The following is a 20319-nucleotide window of genomic DNA, read 5'->3' as shown; positions in this document are numbered from 1 at the left end:
TTGCCTGACTCCACGCCGCAGGTGCGTAGACGCCGCCAAGGCTGGCCGATATCAGCACAACCAAAGTTTTCACACGAACTGAATTACGCATGTTGACTCCTGAACTTTTATGCAAAATTTGAGAACCCGAAATTGTCGGGTCAGCCAACTCAGATGGGAATGCAATGGAGGATGAAAACGCACCTGAACGCTTAATGTATAGCACTCTGGCGCGAGCCGATCAACGCGATTTTCAGTTGCTGCAATGCAGCAGCCAACGCGTTGCGGGATACATGGCAGGCCCCATTGGGGAGTGCACTCCCGAATCGCATTCTGGATGTCCTCGCACTGCAAGAGCACCCCCGTCAAAAGCCACCAGAATCCCTCAACCGCAAGGCTGAACGAGCTACTCCGCAAGCATGAGAACGAATCCGTCCACGCGCCCTTCCAGCGGAACCTGGTCGTTCAGGTTCCGCGCGAAACGTCCACGCCGAGAACACGCGCCGAAATGTCAGGATGACTCGGCATCCGAGAAGAATTCCTCGATATCAGCGAGTTCCCTGGTCCTTGGAAATCCGGGCAAGCTGGCAAGGAATGTCTTTCCATATCCCTTCGTGGTGAGGCGTGGATCACACAGCACCAGGACACCGCGATCATTGATATCGCGAATCAGCCGCCCGACACCCTGCTTGAGCGCAATCACGGCGTTCGGGATCTGCCACTCGACGAATGGATTGATACCGGACTCGCGCAACACCTCAAGACGCGCGACCAGGACGGGATCATCTGGAGCTGCAAATGGCAGCTTGTCGATGACCACGACGCTGAGCGCCTCGCCGGCAACATCGACACCTTCCCAGAAACTGGCTGCGCCAAGCAACACACCATTGCCGGATTCACGAAAACCGCTGAGCAATTGATGCCTCGGCACCGAACCCTGGACGAACAGCGGCCACGGCACCCGGCCTTCCAGCAGTTCCGCCGCGCGACGCAATGCGCGATGCGACGTGAACAACAGGAAGGCGCGCCCGCCCGAAGCTTGCAGAACCGGAATCACCGCTTCGACCACGCGTTCGGTGAAATCCGGCGCGGCGGGTTCAGGCAGGTTTTTTGGCAGGTAGGCCAGGGCCTGGTTTGCGTAGTCGAAGGGACTGTCCAGGCACAGGCTGTGCGGATCCTCCAGGCCCAACTGGCGCGCAAAGTGATCAAAGCGCCCGGCAATCGACAATGTTGCCGAGGTGAAGATCCATGCGGCATGACTTTGTTCGCGCAATTCGCGCAACGGCTGGGACAAATCCAACGGTGTCGCGTGCAGGGCGAATCCGTGCGCGCTCAACTCATACCAATGCACGGATTCCCGGCTCTGGCTGTCGCACAGATGGAGCAGGCGTGCGCTCATCTGCACGGCACGCTCGTGCACGGCATCGAGACCGCGACTGCGTTCGGCATGTGCAGCCAGCGCGGCGGCCAGCTCCTCAAGCGCCACACGCACGCCATCCAGTTCGCGCTCGACTTCGGCATCCCGCTCAATGGCGACGAATGCAGCCTTGGCTGGAAACCGGTCGAGCGCGAGGCGAAGACGACGCACCGCGGGGGTCATGGCTTCGGCAACAGGTTGCAGAGTACCGAGCGCTCCCGTCACCGCAGCCGCTTCGGCCAGGGTGTCGGTGGCCAGCTCGGTCAGCTGCCTGGCGGTCAGGGTAATCGAGAAAAACTGACCTGCCAGTTCTGGAATCTGGTGCGCCTCATCGAGAATGAAGGCTTGTGCACCTGGCAGGATTTCGCCGAAGCCTTCCTGTTTGATCGCCAGATCGGCGAACAGCAGGTGATGGTTGACGACGACCAGATCCGCCTCTTGCGCAGCGCGACGCGCCTTGACCACGAAGCAGTCGCTGAACATCGGGCATTCGCTGCCCAGGCAATTTTCGGTAGTGGATGTCACCCGTGGCCACAGCGGAGAGTCTTCGGGCAATTCGGCCAGCTCGCCACGATCACCGCTCTGAGTGGTTGATGACCAGGCGTGGATCGTTTGCAGTTGCGCCACCTGTTCACGGGTGGCGAAGCGGCCATCGCTGCGTGCCTGCTCCAGCCGATGCAGGCACAAGTAGTTGGCCCGCCCCTTGAGCAGAGCCGAGGAGAGTCGTGCGCCGAGCACGCTGCGCACGCGCGGCAAGTCGCGATGGAACAACTGGTCCTGCAAAGCCTTGGTGCCGGTGGAAATAATCACCCGCTTGCCTGACAGCAGCGCCGGCACCAGATAGGCGAATGTCTTGCCCGTGCCGGTGCCTGCCTCGGCAATCAGGGCGTGGCGCTGGTCGATCGCCTCGGCAACCGCCTCAGCCATGACCTGCTGCACTTCACGCGGAACAAAGCCCGGCACCTCGCGCGCAAATGGACCTTCGCCGCCAAGGAGATCCGCCACCGCATCAGACATGGGGTGTGATGCTCCGCATGCTGTTCAATGGCGATTCCTCGGCAATGTGAATCGAGGTATCAGGCATGCGAGTCGGGAGACATCGTCGAGCGTAGTCACCGAACGCTCAGAGACGAACCGGACGCGGAACCTTGCAAGCATCCCGCTTGGATTCCGCGTAAGGCAGGTATTCCGCGTCCTTGAAAATCTTTCGAGCCTCGAGGATGGTCTGCCAGTTCTGCTGGCACAAGCGACCGATCTGCGGCCCATTCTTGAAGCTTTCGTAAGCCAGCTTTTCTGCCTCGATCGTATTGCCGCGTAGAAGTTCGATTTCAGCCTCGTACTGGAGCAGATCGGGGGCCTCCGGGGCAAGATTCCTGGCTTTGCCGATGGCGACGAATGCCGCATCGAACTGCTGCGCCTTTTCGGCTTCTGCAGCCTCGGCGAGGAACCCCTTGACCGCAGGATCACGCAGCGGATTGATCTGCAGGACAGACTCCTCACTGGCTCCGGCGTCCCTGATCGCCCGCACTGCCGTGACAGACGCCGGCTCAGGCGCGGGACGAACCAGCACGGCGGTCTCCGGCTCGCCAGGAGACGAACAGGCGGCACTGACAAGAATGAAGCTGGCAATGGAAACGAAGCGAATCTTTTGGGAAGCAAATTTCATGGATCGAAGCATGATGGTGTTCGGGAATCCGCCAAGCATAGCGTCAATCCGGGCAATTCAAGAGGGCAAGTCGCTCATGAACACGCGACAGGGACCATTCGCAATGAACCTTTCCGGCGCAGCTGATGGAGAAAGCCGCTAGCGACAAGTCGCGCAAGCGATCGCGTTCAGTCTCAAGAATTGGCCGATCAGTCCTTGCCGCCACCGAGCCACTCTCGAATTCGATCCAGCGCGCAGCCATGGCGCTCGGTGGGCGCATACCCGGCAACGAAAGGCAGCTCACGCGCTTCCGCACACACGGCATCCGTACGCCGACCGCTTTCGGGATCGATCCACACGAACTCGATACCATCGTCAGGCTGGATCAGCGGCTCGGCCGGAAGACGCTTGAACAGGTCGATCCAGACCTTGAGCGCGCCCGTCGACCCGTAAAGGCCTGTCGGCTGGTTGTCATCGCGTCCGACCCAGACCACTCCAAGTTGATTGCCACTGAATCCGGCAAACCAGGAATCACGCTGGGTGTCGCTGGTTCCGGTCTTGCCTGCCGCGTGCAGGTTTCCCAATCCTGCTGCGCCGATCGAACGCGCCGTGCCGGATTCCACAACCTGCTGCATGCCCCAGGTGACCAGGCGCGAGGCGGCCACGTAGTCACCGGTTCCCGGCTCGACGCCGTATCGCGATAGCGTGCGGCCCTCACCATCGATCACGCCTCTAACCGCACGCAGCGGCACGGCGTGTCCGTCGGCGGCGAAATACTGATACAGCTGGGCGACATCGAACGGACTGAGTTCGACCGCACCGAGCAGCAGGGAGGGATTCGGATTGATATCGCGACCCAGCGCGAATGATTGCAACAGGCCGCGAACCTTGTCGACGCCGAGGCGCAGGCCGAGCTGCACCGTGGCCAGGTTCCAGCTGTTCTTCAAGGCATCGATCAGCAGCACTTCGCCGTGTACGTCGCCATCGTCATTCTTCGGCACCCAACGCGTACCGTCGCGTTGCGGAAGATCCACCGGCGCATCGTCGATGCGTGAGGCCAGCGAGTAGCGCTGAGGCTGGGCCAGCGCGACCAGATAGACAAATGGCTTGACCAGCGAACCGATTGGTCGCCGCGCATCGAGAGCACGGTTGAACCCCTGCGCATCCGCGTTGCGACCACCGATCAGCGCCTGCACCTCCCCGCCTGGCACGGCTGTCACGACGACTGCGGATTCGACGCCGGCATCACGCTTGCCAAGCGAGGCCAGGGCATTGGACAGCGCGGCCTCAGCTTGCAACTGCGCAGAGGGGGCAAGCGTGGTGTGGATGGAAAGTCCGGATGCATCCACTTCGCGGTCCTCGAAGTCGCGCCGCAGTTGCTGGCGCACCAGTTCCAGGAACGCCGGGTATCGATTTCGTGGCAGCGCACCTCGGGCACTGATACCCAGCGGACGTGCCTGGGCCGTGGCCAACGCCTTTGCATCGATCAGACCGGTTTCATGGAATTGCTGCAGGACAAGGTTGCGTCGCTCCATCGCACGCTGTGGTGATCGCCGCGGATCGTAAAGGCTGGGGCCCTGGACCATGCCGACCAGCAAGGCGATATCCGCGTTTCCGAGTGCAGCGACGTCTCGTCCGAAATAGAATTCCGAAGCAGCGGCGAAACCGTGTACCGCCTGACCGCCTTGCTGACCGAGGAAGATCTCGTTGACGTAGGCTTCGAGAATGCGGCGCTTGTCGTAGCGGTACTCGATCAGTAGCGAGATCAAGGCCTCGTTGATCTTGCGCACGAAACTCTGGCCGCGATCGAGGAACAGGTTCTTGACCAGCTGCTGGGTCAGTGTCGATCCGCCCTGGACCACGCGCCCCGCCGTGATATTGGCCCAGGCCGCACGCAGGATCGCGACGACGTCGATGCCATGATGGTGCTTGAAGTCGCGATCCTCGACAGCCTGCAAGCCCATGACCAGCAAGGCTGGCAGTTGTTCGAGCTGGACGATGCGCCGCTCTTCCTGCTGCAAGCCGTACAGGGTGGCTATGCGGGCCGGATCCAGTTCGGCGTGTAGCAGGGCCTCCCCAGACTCGCCATCGCGCAGGCGCTGGATTCGACCGCCTCTCAGCTCGAGGCTGATGTGCTGCGCCGGATGACGGCCATCCAGGCCAAGAAACGCACGCCGCGAAATCGCGAACTGGTCACCCTTGCGGGAAAACGTGCCCGGCGTTCGCGAGCTGCCATCAGCCTGATAGCGCGACGCTTCAAGTTCCAGCAGCAGGGTCTCGGCATTCATCGGCCGGCCCGGGGCCAGATCCAGTGGTCGCGCCAGGACCCGACTCGGAATTTGCCAGGTCAAGGCATCGAAGCGCTCGCGGACCTGCTGGTCGAGGACGATGGAATAAGGGATCAGGAATCCGGCGATGGCACCGATACCCAGCAGGAGCGGGCCCCTGAAAATGCGCCACAGCAGGGCAATGAAGGAAAACAGGCGTCGAAACAAGGTTGGAGGTGCGTCTGCGGGAAGTTGACCCAAGTCTATCCCGGAATTCTCGCCGAACCATGGCGCGTCCGTGACAGTGTGCGTCGGCATCGCCGATAATCCGCGTCCACTCCCGTTCTGGAAGATCGTGCAGACACCGTCGTCGGACCCGGCCATCCTCTGTGTGCATGGCAGTACCGCTTGCAGCGAGGCGTGGCTGACGGCGACATTGGAGCAGTTTGCGAGTCCGGTCGAACTGGTCCTGTGTGGTGCGAGCGCAGCACTGCCGGCCCATCCGCAGGTGCGGCGCATGGCCGCGCTGGATTCGGCCGACACGATGGAGCTGGTCGCCGGCCTGGCTGAGGCCTTTCCCGGACAAACCCTGCTGCTGGTCCGCAGCGATGCCGAATTGCCGGCTCACGCACTGGATCGCCTGCAGCGCGCCCTTGAAGGCCCGAACGTACTGGCTGCCGGCGCACTCGACAACCTCGCTGGACAACGTTCGCCGTTGCCTGCCGGCGTCAGCAGCAATGACTCGACAAACCGGATTGACGCGACCTGCTTTGCGTATTCGCGTCACCTGCTGATCGACACCACATCGGTTTCCGCACTGGCCTCTGCCTGGCATGGTCAACGGCTGGCCGCGTGGAAGGAGGCTGGCGCAATTGCAGCGAGCCCAGCAGGAACGCACGCATGGAGACTGGTCACGCTTGATCACCTGTATGCAGGTGCAGCGGGCCAACCTGTTGCTGGCCCCGCTGGCGAAACTGACCCGCGTGACCCGCTGCCGCCTTCGCCACTGGCCGAGCTGCGTGACCAGGTAGCCGCAGCATTGGCCTCCAAAGCCACGCCGGGTTGTCCCGGCCTCGATGCGCGGCCAGTCATCCTGCATGTCCTGCATGGCTGGGGCGGCGGCGCGGATCGCTGGGTACGCGATTTCTGCGCTGCATTCAGCGATGCCCGGCATCTTGTCCTGATCGCACGTGGCAGCCATGCGCGTCGATGTCATGGCGAATGGCTGGAAATTCACGACGGAACGCGTTCCGGCCCCCCATTGCGACGTGTCGCCCTGCCCTGTCCGATCGCCGACACTGTCGTCGCGGATCCGGCCTACCGGCAATTGCTGCAGGAATGGATAGGTGACTTTTCAGTCAATGCGATCATCGTGTCTTCGTTGATCGGCCATAGCCTGGATGTTCTCGACACGGGCTTGCCGACCATGCGGATCGTGCACGACCACTATCCACTATGGCCCGTGCTGCATCGCGACTTCAGCGACACCCAATTGAGTTTCGACGAAGCCCAACGCGCATCGGATCTCGCCGCACTGGGACCTGACCGTGAATTCAGCAACACCGATCCGCTCCATTGGAGATCGATCCGGGATGCAGTTGTCTGCAAGTTGCTGGCCGCCGGTGCGCAGATTGTTGCGCCCAGCCAATCCGCGTTGACGAATGATCTTCGCCTGGCGCCCGAGTTGTCCGACCTGCGATCTGCCGTCATTCCGCACGGCCTCTCAAGCTGGCCCGAGGCAAGCCCGCGCTGCAGCGAGCCCGACGCGTGTGATCGCCTGCGCCTGGTGATACCGGGCCGCGTGCGCCGAGGCAAGGGTGCGCAATTGCTCGAAAAGGTGTTGCCGGGGCTGCGCGAGCACGCCGACATCTTCCTGCTCGGCGCGGGCTCCGACGCACATGCGTTCTTTGGCCAAACCGGCGTGCATATCGTGCTCGACTACCAGCGAGATGAGCTGCCCGAGCTGTTGTCCCGACTGGGTGCGGATGCAGCGGTATTGATGCCTACGGTCGCAGAGACGTTCGGCTACATGTTGTCCGAGTTGCGCGATCTGGGCTTGCCAGTCATAGCCACTCGCATGGGCGCCTATGTCGAGCGTATCGACGATGGCGTCAACGGCTTCCTGGTCGAGGCGAATGCCGACGCCATCGTTGCGCGCATCCTTGAACTCTCAGGGCGGCGTGAACAGCTTGCAGCTGTCCGCAAGACCCTGCTCGAACGGCGTGAAATGGATCTTGGGTCGATGGCCCGTGCCTACGCTGGCGCGCTGGACCTGCCGATCGTCCCGGCGCTTCGCTATCCGCTTGCCAGCCTCGACGATCCGATGCTCCAGCTCATGCACCAGCTGACTGAGCACAACCGGGCACGCAAGCACTCTGCGGAACTTGCCATCAAGCTTGAAGCATTGCGCGCGGAATCCCACAAGCGTGGCGAATGGGGGCACAGCCTCGATCACGAATTGAAGCAGTTGCGTATCGAATTCGACGAACGCTCGAAATGGGCGCTGGCCCTGAACGAGGAAGTCGGGCAGTTGCGTCCTATCGCGATGAGCCGGTTCTGGCGATACACCTGGCCGCTGCGCAAGGCATTGCAAATCCTGCGCGATTTGCGCGCCTCCAGCGGCTATCGAATGCAGCGCGTACTGAACCAGTTCCGCCGCCTGCGTGGGAGCCTTGCCAGGCATGGAGTTCGCGGCACCTGGAACCGTCTGGTCCGCGAACTGCGTGGCAGCTCACGACTGGCAGCGCGGGAAACCTGGGCTGCTCCTGGCGAGGGTTTCGCTCCATTCGCGGTGCCCGGCAGCAGCGAGCCACAAGTCTCCATCATCATTCCGGTGCACAACAAGTTTGCCTATACGGCGGCCTGTTTGCGCTCGCTGGCCGCACATGCGGCGACAACGCCTTTCGAGGTCATCGTCGTCGATGATCTATCCACTGATTCGACCGAGCAGCGATTGGCGCAGATAGAGGGAATTCGGGTGCTGCGCAATGCGCAGAATCTGGGTTTTGTCGGATCCTGCAATGCCGGCGCCTCAATGGCCCGCGGCGAATTCGTGCTGTTCCTCAACAATGACACCCTGGTCACGCCAGGCTGGCTGGAAGCACTGATGCGCTGTTTCGCCGAAGAGGCGGATGCTGGCCTCGTCGGTGCGCGGCTGATTTATCCGGATGGAAGGCTGCAGGAAGCCGGCGGCATCATTTTCAGTGACGGTTCGGGCTGGAACTACGGTCGATTCGAGGACCCGGAGGACAGTCGGTTCATGTTCCGGCGCGAAGCGGACTATTGCTCGGGAGCAGCGATCCTGTTGCGTCGCGCGCTGTTCGAACAGTTGGGCCAGTTTGATTCGCGTTACGCGCCCGCCTATTACGAAGACACCGACCTTGCTTTCGCCGTGCGCGCAGCCGGGTACAAGGTTTTCTACGAGCCCGATTCCCGCGTTGTCCACTTCGAGGGTATTACAGCAGGCACCGACACCGGCAGCGGCATGAAGCGCTACCAGGTCGTCAACCAGGCCAAGTTCCTAGACAAGTGGAAGGATGCATTGCGCGCGCAACCCGCACCGGGCACCAGCATCCATGTTGCGGCCAGCCATCGCGCCGTGCGCCGTATCCTGATCATCGATGCGACCACGCCGGCACCTGATCAGGATTCCGGATCCTTGCGCATGGTCAACCTGATGCGCGTACTGCGCCGGAATGGCTGCCATGTCGCGTTCATGGCCAGCAACCGAGCCTGGGTGGAGGGCTACACATCAGCGCTCCAGGAAATCGGGGTCGAAGTGCTCTACCACCCGTTCAACAATGATCCGGCTGCACTATTCCGTGAACGTGGTGCCGAGTTCGACGCCATCCTTCTGTCACGGCACTACGTGGCCAGCGAGTTCATTGGCCTGGCACGCATGTACGCGCCGAGCGCGCGACTCGTTTTCGACACGGTGGATCTGCACTATCTGCGTGAACAGCGTGCCGCTGAACTCGAGGGGCGTACTGACCTCGCACGCGAGTCGGAACGCACCCGCATGCTTGAAGTCGGAATCATGCGCGAATGCGACGTCACCCTGGTGGTCAGCCCCGTAGAGGAGGAAATCCTCGCCCGGGACGCACCCGGCGTCGCGGTCGACGTGCTTTCCAATGTCCATGAAGTCTACGGCTGCCGGCGAAAGTTCGCAGACCGTCGCGACCTGCTGTTCGTCGGCGGCTTCCAGCACCCGCCCAACACCGATGCGGTGCTCTGGTTCGCTCGCGAGATACTTCCGCGAGTGCGTGAACGCATCGCCGACATTCGCCTTCACGTCATCGGCAGCAAGGTCACAACCGAAATCCAGGCACTCGCCAGCGACCACCTTGTAGTGCACGGATTCGTGGACGACATTGCGCCAGCCATGGACTCGGCCAGAATATCCATTGCGCCACTGCGCTACGGCGCCGGGGTCAAGGGCAAGGTCAACATGGCCATGAGCTATGGACTGCCAGTCGTCGCAACGCCAATGGCGGTGGAGGGCATGCACGTGCGCGCTGGCGAAGATGTCCTGGTCGCCCTTGACGCAGACGCCTTCGCCTGTGCGATTGTCGATCTATACGGCAACGAGGAACTCTGGAACCGACTCTCGGCCAACGGCCTGGCCAACGTCCACGCGCACTTCTCGTTTGACGCTGCCGAGAAGGCAATCCGCCGCATCATCGGCTTCTGATTCAATCGCGAAACCGATACGCGGAAGTGGCCGCCGAAGTCCGCGCCACCTTGCAGGCCGTCGTAGGGGCGGGCCTCGGAGGGCGTTTGCAAAACTTCGGCGCATGGCTTGCGCAGCGGGCTCGACCTCGAACCAGACCTGCCTCTACCCCCTCTCCTCTCGGGAGAGGGAGCAAATCGCGCAGGCTGGCGGGATTTGTAAACACGCTCTCAGACCCGCCTGCTCTGGTCCCGAATAGTGAAATCCTTCATCGGCCAGATTCCGCATCCGCGATACCTGGTTCGCAGCGCTGGGAAAACGCGGGCGAGTCCGAGACTCACCCCTACCAAAGCCAGAGCGACCTCAGTCGGCAGCACCATCATCCAGTCGCCACTCGCTGTCGAAGGATGGGCAGACCCAGGTGACTTCATCCGACTGCGTGCCGTGTGCGGCAAAACTGCGTTCACGAAAATGCAGGGTGCCGTCCTCATGCCGCATGACCAGAGAGCTGGCACGCGTCCCGTAGTGCTCGCCGCGAATGAAGATCGGAGACAGCAAGCGTTCGCGTTCCAGACCGACACCCGTATCGGGGAGTTCAGCATCATCGGCAACGCGTGTATCGGCGAGCAGGGCCAACAAGCTGGCGTCATCACGCCACCCCGCATTCACAGTCCGCATGAATTGGGTTCGCAAGCGCTCGCTCTTGGGCCAGAATCCGGCATAGGGACCGTTGCTGACGACATGTACGCCGGCGGGCAATCTCTGCACGGTCGCGGTACTGCCATCAATCAACCAGACCGACGAACGGTCGCCGAAGACCAGATTGAACCCGCCGTAGAGTCCGATATCGGAGAGTACGCGCTGGGCAAACTGCTCGGGTGGCTGATTGCTCGTGACGAAGTCGCGGACCAGCATGCCACGTGATCTGGGTGCCTGTGCGGGAAGTCCGTTGCGCAAGTTGGTGACGGCGGCGAATCGACCGTCATTGCGCTGGGCGAGCCAACTGCCGCCTCCGACCAGGTCGAGCCCACCCAGGCAATCCCCCGCGCCACGCCAGGGTTGCGCGGAAAGCGAGGGACGCGGATGGAATTCATCGCGATTGCCCAGCAGCAACAATGGCCAATCGAGTACGGTGTCGATCGCGATCAGCAGGATGCACATGCGAACATCCCGACCAGCTTTCCTGTCCACATGATCACGCTACCAACCCCTTATGTTCACGAATTTGCGCAATCGACGCGCAGCGCACGGGATTCGCGCGAGCTGTCGTGATCGAGTCTACGGCAAGCGCCGCAGGGAGGTTTGACTGAATCGCGCCGGATCACTGAACACGAGCGCGCACGTTTGCACGGAACTGGTCACGCAGACTGACGCGCCGCGTCTTGCCGGCGTCTACTGGCCGCGCAGTTGTTGTTCGAGCGTACCGAGTCGGGGATGGTTTGGACTCAAGCCCCGCGCAGTCTGCACGGAGCGCCTTGCATCATCCATCTGGTTGCGGGCAATCTGCTGTTCAGCCTGATCCAGATAAGCCGCAGCCAGCAGGGCCGACATTGAAACCAGGGTCGAATCGGCGGGGGAAATCTGGCGCACGACTTCAAGCATGCCCAGCGCGCGGGCCAGGGACCCCTCGCCGAGGTTCTGGTCGAACAGTTGGCGGGCCCGAACCGGCAACTGTTTGAGCCCGTTGAGCGCATCCTGATTGTTGCCGTCGATGGCCAGCGCTGCCCGGTACTTGTCGTACGCGCTGTTGCCCGGCGGGTTGATCAATCGCCCCGCGCGCATTGCCAATGCGGCATCGGCAATCAGCGACTGCATGCGCTGCATGTCAGCTGCAGAGGGTGGTGGACGCTCTGATGCGATAGCCAGGCGTTCGCGCAATTCACGCAACTGGATCTGAGTATTGCGCAATTCGGCGATATCGGGTGCCAACGCCTGCGCCTGCTTCAACAACCGGTCTGCGCTCCCTGGATTGCTGTCCTCGATGGCGGCCCCTGCCTGGGCCACCAGGGACTGAGCCACCCGTCGCAGCCCGGCGCGTGCGCGCGCATTTCCGGGGTCGCGCAGCAGTACGGATTCGAACAGCGCCTGGGCGGAATCGGCGTTGCCTGTCAGCTTGCCGGCACCCAGTTGTGATTCCCCCCTGACGAGATCCTTCTCGATCTCTGCCTTTGCCACTTCACGCTGACTGGCGAGGCGCGCCCGCAATTCCGGCAAGCCTGGAAACGCCGGAAGGATGCGTGCGATGTCCTCGATACGCGCTGAAGCGGTCTCCAGCTCAGCCGCCCTGAACGCGGCATCGGCCTGTTCGGCAAGCATCTTCGCGCTGCGGCTGATGCCCGCCTTGGCCAGAGAATTCTCGGGGTCTGCCACCAGCATGCGCTGGAACAGGGCAACCGCCCCGTCATCCCCCATCAAACGCCCTGCGTCGAGGGCCTGTTGGGCAGAATCGTGCAGGATCTCGGTCTCGGTACCGCGCGCATCGACTGCCGAGATGGCCTTGTCGACCTCATCTACCGCAATGCCTCCACCGAGAAGCTCGCGTGCGGCGGCCACGGATTTGCGGGCAGTATCGGTATCATTTCGTGCGAGGGAATCGCGAGCACGGGCAAGCAATTTTTCACCCACGCTTCGCAATCCGCGCCTGGCGATCTCGTTGTCGAGATCGAGGGCTCGTGCTCGCTCGAACAGTTCGCGCGCGCTGGTGCCCTGGTTCCCATCCAGACTGTCGACATCCAGTGCGCGCTGGGCACGCGCCAGGATGTCATTGAGTTCGGTGCTGGGCAGGAACGCGCGTAGCCAATCCTGGTTCTTCCAGATCAGGCCGGCACCGGATGCTGTCGCCAGAAGGAGGACGATCAGCGTGACCCATAACCCCGTGCGGCTCTTCTTGTGCCGCGCAGGCTGAGGCGAACTGCGACGCGCGCGCATGATGTGATCATCGGTCGCCGCAAGGATCTCTTCCAGCCTGCCCATGCTCGGATCAGCGCGATTGCGCCCACTGGCTTCGGAGGAAGCCGGACGCGGCGAATGTTCGGTCAATGGCAGGGGAGAAACCCGGGTTTCGGAAGAAAGCGATTCCTGCCTGATCTCCGAGGGGGCGGTCTCCAGGCCCTCGAGTTCACCGTTGGCGAGGGCTTTTTCGTAGCGGGCAATGGCCAGCGCGGCATCGTTGCCGGTCTGGAATCGATCGTGCGGCTCCTTGGCCAGCAATCCATCGACCAATGGCTGCAGCACGGACAGCGATTCGGGCAGCCTCGGCACAGGTTGGGTGATGTGCATGATGCCAACCGCCAGCGAGTCCTCGGCGTGGTAAGGCACCCGGCCGACCAGCATTTCGTAGAGAACCACGCCAAGGCTGTACAGGTCGGCACGCCCATCAAGCTGTTTTCCGCGCGCCTGCTCCGGACTCATGTAATGCGGTGTGCCGACCACTGCCCCGGTGCGCGTCATGCGGGTTGCCGAATCGTTGGCGCGGGCAATGCCGAAATCGGTCAGGGCTGCGGATTCATCATCGCGCAAGAGGATATTGTCTGGCTTGATGTCGCGATGGATGAAGCCCTTCTGTTGCGCATAGTTGATCGCGCCGGCGATTTCGCGGGTCACGCGCAATGCGAACGAAACCGGTCGTGCCGGCCCATCCTTGCTCAGAACGGGGCCACCGGCCAGGTATTCCATGGCGATATAGTGGTAGTCGCCTACCCGGCTGACATCATGGATGCCGACGACATGGCGATGATGCAGGCGCGCGGCGATCTTGGCTTCACGCAGGAAGCGCTCGCCGAAATTGGGGTCTACCAGCAGGGCCGGAGACATGATCTTGAGCGCGACCTCGCGGTCCACGGACTCCTGGACCGCCAGATACACGGTAGCCATGCCGCCACGCCCAAGCTGGCGCAGCAATCGGTATCCAGGGATTTCGATCACTTCCGGTTTGTATCCATGCAAACTGCCGCCCTGCAGCGGGGCTCGTAGCATATCAGCCCACCCGCCAGTTTCGCCTCTCCGCGGCTCAGGCCTGACGCCGGACCTCGATGACGTTGGGCAGCGCGTGCAGTTGCCCCAACAGAGTTGAGAGCTGCCCGAAGTCCGCCACGCGCAGGGCCAGGTCCATGCGCACCTGGTTGCTGCCCGGGTCGACCCGCGCCTCGATGGCAAGAATCTGCACGTTGGCCGCGGCGATCAGATTGCTGACATCCTTGTGCAGGCCCTTGCGATCATAGGCGTCCAACTGGACGTTGACCTCGTAGGCCTGCTGCCGCCCGCCACCCCAATCGACATCGATGATGCGATCCGGGTCCAGCGTTCGGAGCCTCTGCAGTTGCCGGCAATCCGAACGGTGCACGCTGACTCCACGTCCACGCGTGATGAAACCGCTGACGAGATCACCCGGCACCGGTTGGCAGCAACGAGCCAATACGGACAACAGGTTACCTACGCCCTCGATGACCAGGGCATCCCGGGCTCGCGTTGGCGGCCGCAAGGTCGATGGCATGCGGGTCGGCGGCAAATCCCCGTCGCGATCAACTTCATGCAGCGTGCGTGCGATCTGGGTGGGGGTCACGTCCCCCAGCGCCAGGGCTTCGTAAAGCTCGTCCACACTGCGCAGGTTGAATCGCGCAGGCAGACTGTCCAGCTCAACGTTGTGCAAGGCCAGGCGCTTGAATTCGCGATCGAGCACAAGACGGCCTGCCGCTATGTTGATGTCCCGATCGGCCTGCTTGAACCAGCTGCGCACCTTGTTGCGGCCACGCGCCGTGTGCAGGAATCCATGATGCGAGGACAACCAGTCGCGCCGCGGCTCGGCAGTCTTGCCCGTCATGATCTCGATGCGGTCGCCACTGCTCGGCTGGAAAGTGAGCGGAACGATGCGTCCGTTGACCTTGGCACCACGGCATCGATGCCCGACATCGGTGTGGATGACATAAGCGAAGTCCAGCACCGTGGCACCTTTCGGCAGATCCACGACCTGCCCCTTCGGCGTCAGCAGATAGACGCGGTCCTCGATGACCTCCGTGCGAAATCCGGCCAGCAAGGCGGAATCGTCATCCTGGTCATCGCGGGTGTCGAGCAACTGGCGCATCCAGGAAATCTTGCGTTCGAAGCTGGCATCACTGCCGCTGCCTTCCTTGTAGCGCCAATGTGCGGCAAACCCGAGCTCGGCATAGGCATGCATGTCGTGCGAACGGATCTGTACTTCGAGCGTGCGCCCTTCAGGACCGACCACGGCGGTATGCAATGACTGGTAGTTGTTGCCTTTCGGGCTGGCGATGTAGTCGTCGAATTCACCGGCAATGAACGGCCACAACGAATGCACGACACCGAGCGCCGCATAGCAGGCCGGCACGTCCTTGGCCAGAACGCGCAAGGCACGGATGTCGTAGAGCTCCGAGAAATCCAGCCCCTTGCGCTGCATTTTCTTCCAGATCGAGCTGATGTGCTTGGGCCTTCCGGCGATCTCGGCCTCGACGCCGGCATCGGCGAGAGCCTTCTGCAGCATCGCGCGCGCATTTGCGATCCAGGCCTCTCGATCGCCGCGACGCTCATCCAGCAGCGCGGCAATTCGACGATAGGTTTCCGGCTGCAGATAGCGGAAGGCGAGGTCTTCGAGCTCCCACTTCAATTGCCAGATACCGAGACGATTGGCCAATGGCGCGTGGATGTCGGCGGTCAATTGGGCCAGCATGTGACGCTCGGCTTCGTCGAGGTCCATTGCATTGCGCATGCGCACGAGCTGACCGGCAAGCAGGATGAATACGACGCGAAGGTCCCTGATGATGGCCAGCAGGAGGCGACGCAAGCCCTCGGCGGCTCCGGAGCCGGCACGTACCGAATACAGCGGCCAGACCGTTTCCGCGGCACGCTGGCCCTCGACCAGATCCTCGACTTCCTCGCCGAAGGTTTTCAGGTCCGCCACACTGAATTCGCAGCCGGCACGCATTGCCTCATGCAGCAACAAGGCCACCTGGGCAGCATTTCCGGTTTGCAGTCGATCGAGTTCGGCCAGTACGGCCTGTCGCCCAGTCGCGGATGCATCCCAACGCGCACGGACCTCTGCCAACCCGGCCATGCGCTCTTCGATACGCGCAAGCGCGTCGACTTTGTCGATAGGGGCTCTGGGCCCTGCGCTGGGCTCGTTCACGACACCATCCTCGAATCAGGCGCGGGGCGCCGCCCCGGCAATCGCAATGATCATGGCCATGCAGGCCGGACCATGGCAGATTTCCCGCGGGTTGCGCGCGTCGTGGGTTTTCCGCGGCAGCCAGACCGACTGGCCACCGCACAAGATCAGGACATCAGGATCAGTAGACGTACCAGACGCTGTCGTCGCTGTACCAGTCCTGCATTTCCTCGGCAGCGACAGCCATGCCACCGCTGGTGCGGATGGCGGCGAATCCCTGCTGGGGCGTGCCAGCAGTCGCGCTGCCGATCACATCCCGATAGACCAGTACATAGAAGGGCCCCGGCGTGCCAACCGGGAAGGTCAGCACACGCTGTACATAAGGACCGGTTTCCTTGAAGAAACCCGGAAACAGGATGCCAACGTCGTCGCAAAGACCGGCTGGTGGAGTTGAACCCGCGACCCAGTCGGCACGCAACAGGCACCAGCTGGCGTCAGTGCCGGTTGAAAGAGCACTGGTATTGAACCCATCGATCAGAGTCCATGCCGCAGCGGCTGGCTGGCTTGCGTCGAATTGCATCTCGACACTGACGACAGTGACGGCCTTGCCCGGAAAGCCCGGGAAAGACTCACCGCTGACAATGATGTTCTGATGCGGCTCACTCGGCGGCGTGGGTCCGTTATTGCCGCCGAAGCCGGTGTCAAACAGGCCCTGGCTGACGTTGGGGAACTCCGTGCTGCTACCCGGAACCGCATTCAGGCAGCGAAACTGGTTGGTAGCGAGAGTTGAGGCCTGGCCCAGGAAAAGCACGGGCGCACCGTTGTTGTGGTAGCCGCTGCCCTGGTATCTGGCACTTTGCAGATACACATCCGCGAAACGCCAGACATCATTGCCGGCTGAAGCAGGCTGCTGATAGCGCGGCTGCAAGGTGACCTGACTTGGCTGGATTGGCGAGTCCGCACAAAACACATGGGAATTGAAATACGCCGTCGCCGTCGAAGGGCCTACGGCTGGTTTCTCGAAGGTGAACGCGGAAGGCACGTTGGAATCCAGGGCTACGGTCGCCTGGTCGCCCGACACTTCATCACCACCAATCAGGGCGGCGGTATTGTCGGCGGACACCGCGCCGGCACCGGCAAGCAATGCCAGGGAGAGCGCAGCCCGCAAGCTGCCAACTAGAGTCGTGTTCATCAATTTCATCGAATTCCGGAATACATAGTGAATCGGGGGACAGGGTCATAAGCGGTATCGGCATTTCGTCCGACGCATACGCTGGATCGGGGTACACGGATTTCCGTTGCCCGATGCTAGACTGCACTGGCTGACATTCTACCCTCTGAATTTCCGCAACGCACCTGTTAACCTCCCGTTAGACAACGAGTTTTCGACCAACTGGTCACGTTTTAACCAACGCCAAGAGCCCACGACATGCATTCCCGAGCCCTGCTTCTCGCCCTGATTCTCGTCCTTCCCCTGTCTGCCGGCGCGCTCGCGCAGTCCCAGACACCCACTTTCGAAGAGCGCATGTCGCAGACGGAATTCAAGGCGGCGGGCCTGGAGAAGTTAAGCCCCGAAGAATTGAAGTACCTCAACGACTGGATCCAGACCAAGGGGGTCAGCCAGATGGGCGCGCCGATGATCAAGGCCGATGGCTCAACGATTTTCTATGCTGATGGCGGAGAGCGTCAGCTGATCGAATCGAATATCAGCGGAGAATTCAATGGATGGGGCGGCAAAACGCGCGTAACGCTTGAAAACGGCCAGGTCTGGGAACAGGCCGAATCGGGCGCCAAGGGCGGCCACCGTCTCAGCTCGCCCAGCGTTCGCGTCAAGCCGATGAGCTTCGGCAGCTGGCTCATGTACGTAGACGGTTGCCCTTGTGACATGCGAGTCAAGCGCATCAAATAGATCCCGCCGGGATCCAGACAACTCAAAGCCTGGCCACTGCGTTGGCCAGGCGCTTCTGTGAAACCGGCTCCGCCGTACGCAACTCCTGCGCGAACACCGATATACGCAATTCCTCGATCAGCCAGCGCAGTTCTTCGAGTGCGGCTGCATCAAAGTCCCTGTCCCCGCGCCGCTTGAGATATTCACGCCAATAGGTGTGCACGTTGAACATGCGTGCCTGGTCACGTGAAGGATCCTGACGCAGCCGCTCCGCTCGCAAACGCATGCCGCGCAGGTAGCGCGGAAAGTGCGCAAGATGGCGCGGATCGGTGTCGCGCAAGAATCCGGGCGAAAGCAGTTTGTCACGCTGTTCGAGGAGATCCTCGTAGTTCGCGGCGGCGAACCCCAGCAATGGCGGCTCCAGCCAGGGCATCAATTCGGCATGTGACTCGATGATGGCCTCGGCAAGCTTGAGGCGCTCGACCGCGGCCGCAAACAGTTCACTTCCGAGCCGGGCCTTCAATGCCTCGAACGCGGAGCGTGAACGGGAATCCAGCTCGTGTGCCTGCATGCGCTCCGCCAGCGCGGCCTCGACCAGATCTGCACGAAGGGTTTCGGCGCTGCCGAGCGCCGCCCACTTCAGGGCCGTGATGTTCGCCAGCGGCAGCTGACGCCGGGCCTGCTTGATCTTGTCCGCGAGGCCGCGTCGCAACAGACGCTCGACACCACGCCGATGCTCCTGTCGGGCATCATCTGCATTCTCGAAAACTCGCAAGGCCACGCTGTCGCCAAGATCGACGAGCGCTGGCCAGGCAACCAGCCCCTCAGGAGAACGAATGGATTCGGGAATGTCCTCGATATCGAAACCGGAAAGATCCTCACGCGTCAGCTCGGCATCCGCACGTTGGGAAAATGCCTCCCGCGCAGCGGAAGCCCAGGATTTCTGGATCGCAAGGAGATCCCTGCCCTCAGCCAGCTGTTTGTCACGTTCGTCGAAGACGCGGAAACGCATGCGCAGATGCGCTGGCAACTCGATAGCCGAAAAGTCCGTGGCAGAGATTTCAACTCCGGTCACTTTTCTCAGATAGTTCACGAGCGCATCAATCAACGGAAATTCGCGCGCTGACTTTTCCTTGCCCAGCGATTCGACGAAAGCGCGCGCGAAATCCGGCGCAGGCACGAAATTGCGACGAAGGGATTTTGGCAAACCACGAATCAGTTCGGCAGCTTTCTCGTTGAGCAGGCCCGGCACCAGCCAGTCGCAGGCTGACGCCGACAGCGCATTGACCAGGGCAAGCGGCACATGAGCAGTCACGCCATCGGCCGGATCACCCGGCACGAATCGATATTCAAGGCGGATCTCGTGCGTGCCGATGGCCATTCGGGTTGGAAAATCCTCGGCGGCGATGCCTGGCGTCGTCGACAGCACATCGGCCTGCGACCATCGCAGGGCTGCCTGTTCGGCGGGACTCGCCTTGCGGTACCAGGCGTCGAGTGCGGCACTGGTATGGATGTCGTCGGGAATCCTGCCGACAAAAAAGTTAGCCAATTCTTCTGGCGATTTGAGCAGGCCGGAACGCCGCTGTTTCGCTTCAATTTCCTCGGCTTGTGCCAGCGTGCGCTGGTTCGCTCGGATGAAATCGGCGCGCGCGTTGATTTCTCCGGTGGCCAGCGCCTCGCGAACGAAGATCTCATGTGCCAATGCCGGTTCCTGCTTGCCGTATTGCACGGCGCGCTTCTCCACCAGGATCAAGCCAAACAGGCTGACCTGTTCGAACGCGACAACTGCGCCGCGCTTGCGCGACCAGTGCGCATCGTGCCAGTTGCGCCGGACCAGATGCGCCGCCTGCTGCTCGATCCAGAGCGGCTCGATTCGCGCGCACTGCATGGCATAGACCTTGCCAATATCGATGATCTGCCCGGCCAGCAGCCATTGCGGCGGCGACTTCGCCAGCGCCGAACCCGGGAAGACCGCGAACTTCCGCTCACGCGTCCCGCGATACTGGTTTTTCTCGTCCTTTCGCGCGACCTGGGTGGGCCAGCCGCTGAGTAGACAACGGTGTATGGCTTCACCATTGTCGGGATTCGAGATTCGAGATTCGGGATTGGTTTGGTCAACGGGATTCGAAATTCGAGATTGGGGATTCGTAACAGCGGGCCCCTCCACGGCTGCAGGCAGGCGCGAGCCCATAGCTATGCGATTTCGTTGGTCTTTGCCCTTGCTCTTTCGGTTGCTATTGCTCTTGGCATTTTCGACTCCCGAATCCCGACTCCCGAATCCCGGCCCCACCATCAACTGCCGATGCAACTCACGCCACTCACGCATGCGCATGAAT

General features: G+C 61.9%; 10 protein-coding genes and 1 pseudogene. 3 read left to right on the top strand and 8 right to left on the bottom strand.

The features are described from left to right. Positions 1-490: 490 nt before the first annotated feature. From WBP53_RS07405 to mrcB, 3 genes are all read right to left on the bottom strand, one after another. The gene (locus WBP53_RS07405; protein WP_423927453.1) at positions 491-2413 is read right to left on the bottom strand and encodes an ATP-dependent DNA helicase; all 1923 of its coding nucleotides are present in this window, start codon (positions 2411-2413) and stop codon (positions 491-493) included. A gap of 106 nt (positions 2414-2519) precedes the next feature. Next, on the bottom strand, positions 2520-3062 hold the full coding sequence (locus WBP53_RS07400) for a tetratricopeptide repeat protein (protein ID WP_423927451.1): 543 nt from the start codon (positions 3060-3062) through the stop codon (positions 2520-2522). 188 nt (positions 3063-3250) lie between these two features. Further along, a complete protein-coding gene (gene mrcB, locus WBP53_RS07395) occupies positions 3251-5626 on the bottom strand; it encodes a penicillin-binding protein 1B (RefSeq protein ID WP_423927449.1) in 2376 nt (791 codons plus the stop codon). Between the two features lie 199 nt (positions 5627-5825). Between mrcB and WBP53_RS07390 the strand changes: the two are divergent. Together WBP53_RS07390 and WBP53_RS07385 are read left to right on the top strand one after the other, a co-directional pair. Further along, a pseudogene (locus WBP53_RS07390) lies at positions 5826-7484 on the top strand (glycosyltransferase); the annotation flags it as partial. Between the two features lie 453 nt (positions 7485-7937). Next, on the top strand, positions 7938-9998 hold the full coding sequence (locus WBP53_RS07385; RefSeq protein WP_423927457.1) for a glycosyltransferase: 2061 nt from the start codon (positions 7938-7940) through the stop codon (positions 9996-9998). A 342-nt stretch (positions 9999-10340) separates the two neighbouring features. On the opposite strand, the gene WBP53_RS07380 is transcribed toward WBP53_RS07385, so the two are convergent. The 4 genes from WBP53_RS07380 to WBP53_RS07365 form a co-directional block, all read right to left on the bottom strand. Next, on the bottom strand, positions 10341-11138 hold the full coding sequence (locus WBP53_RS07380; RefSeq protein ID WP_423927447.1) for an NRDE family protein: 798 nt from the start codon (positions 11136-11138) through the stop codon (positions 10341-10343). 231 nt (positions 11139-11369) lie between these two features. Then, positions 11370-13901, bottom strand: a complete 2532-nt coding sequence (locus WBP53_RS07375) for a protein kinase domain-containing protein (protein ID WP_423927445.1) — start codon at positions 13899-13901, stop codon at positions 11370-11372. Positions 13902-13986: 85 nt separating this feature from the next. Beyond that, complete coding sequence (locus tag WBP53_RS07370; protein WP_423927455.1) at positions 13987-16044, bottom strand: RelA/SpoT family protein; 2058 nt, start codon at positions 16042-16044, stop codon at positions 13987-13989. 232 nt (positions 16045-16276) lie between these two features. Further along, positions 16277-17287: a hypothetical protein gene (locus WBP53_RS07365; RefSeq protein WP_423927443.1), complete on the bottom strand. Its 1011-nt coding sequence runs from the start codon at positions 17285-17287 to the stop codon at positions 16277-16279. 237 nt (positions 17288-17524) lie between these two features. On the opposite strand from WBP53_RS07365, the gene WBP53_RS07360 reads away from it, so the two are divergent. After that, positions 17525-18004: a hypothetical protein gene (locus WBP53_RS07360; RefSeq protein WP_423927441.1), complete on the top strand. Its 480-nt coding sequence runs from the start codon at positions 17525-17527 to the stop codon at positions 18002-18004. Between the two features lie 22 nt (positions 18005-18026). Here the strand turns inward: WBP53_RS07360 and WBP53_RS07355 are convergent. Beyond that, positions 18027-20319, bottom strand: a 2293-nt coding sequence (locus tag WBP53_RS07355) for a DUF3418 domain-containing protein (protein ID WP_423927439.1), incomplete at its 5' end; no start/stop codon positions are given.

This window comes from Dokdonella sp. (assembly GCF_049593775.1).
GTDB lineage: Bacteria > Pseudomonadota > Gammaproteobacteria > Xanthomonadales > Rhodanobacteraceae > Dokdonella.
This window is presented reverse-complemented; position numbering and strand designations above follow the sequence as displayed.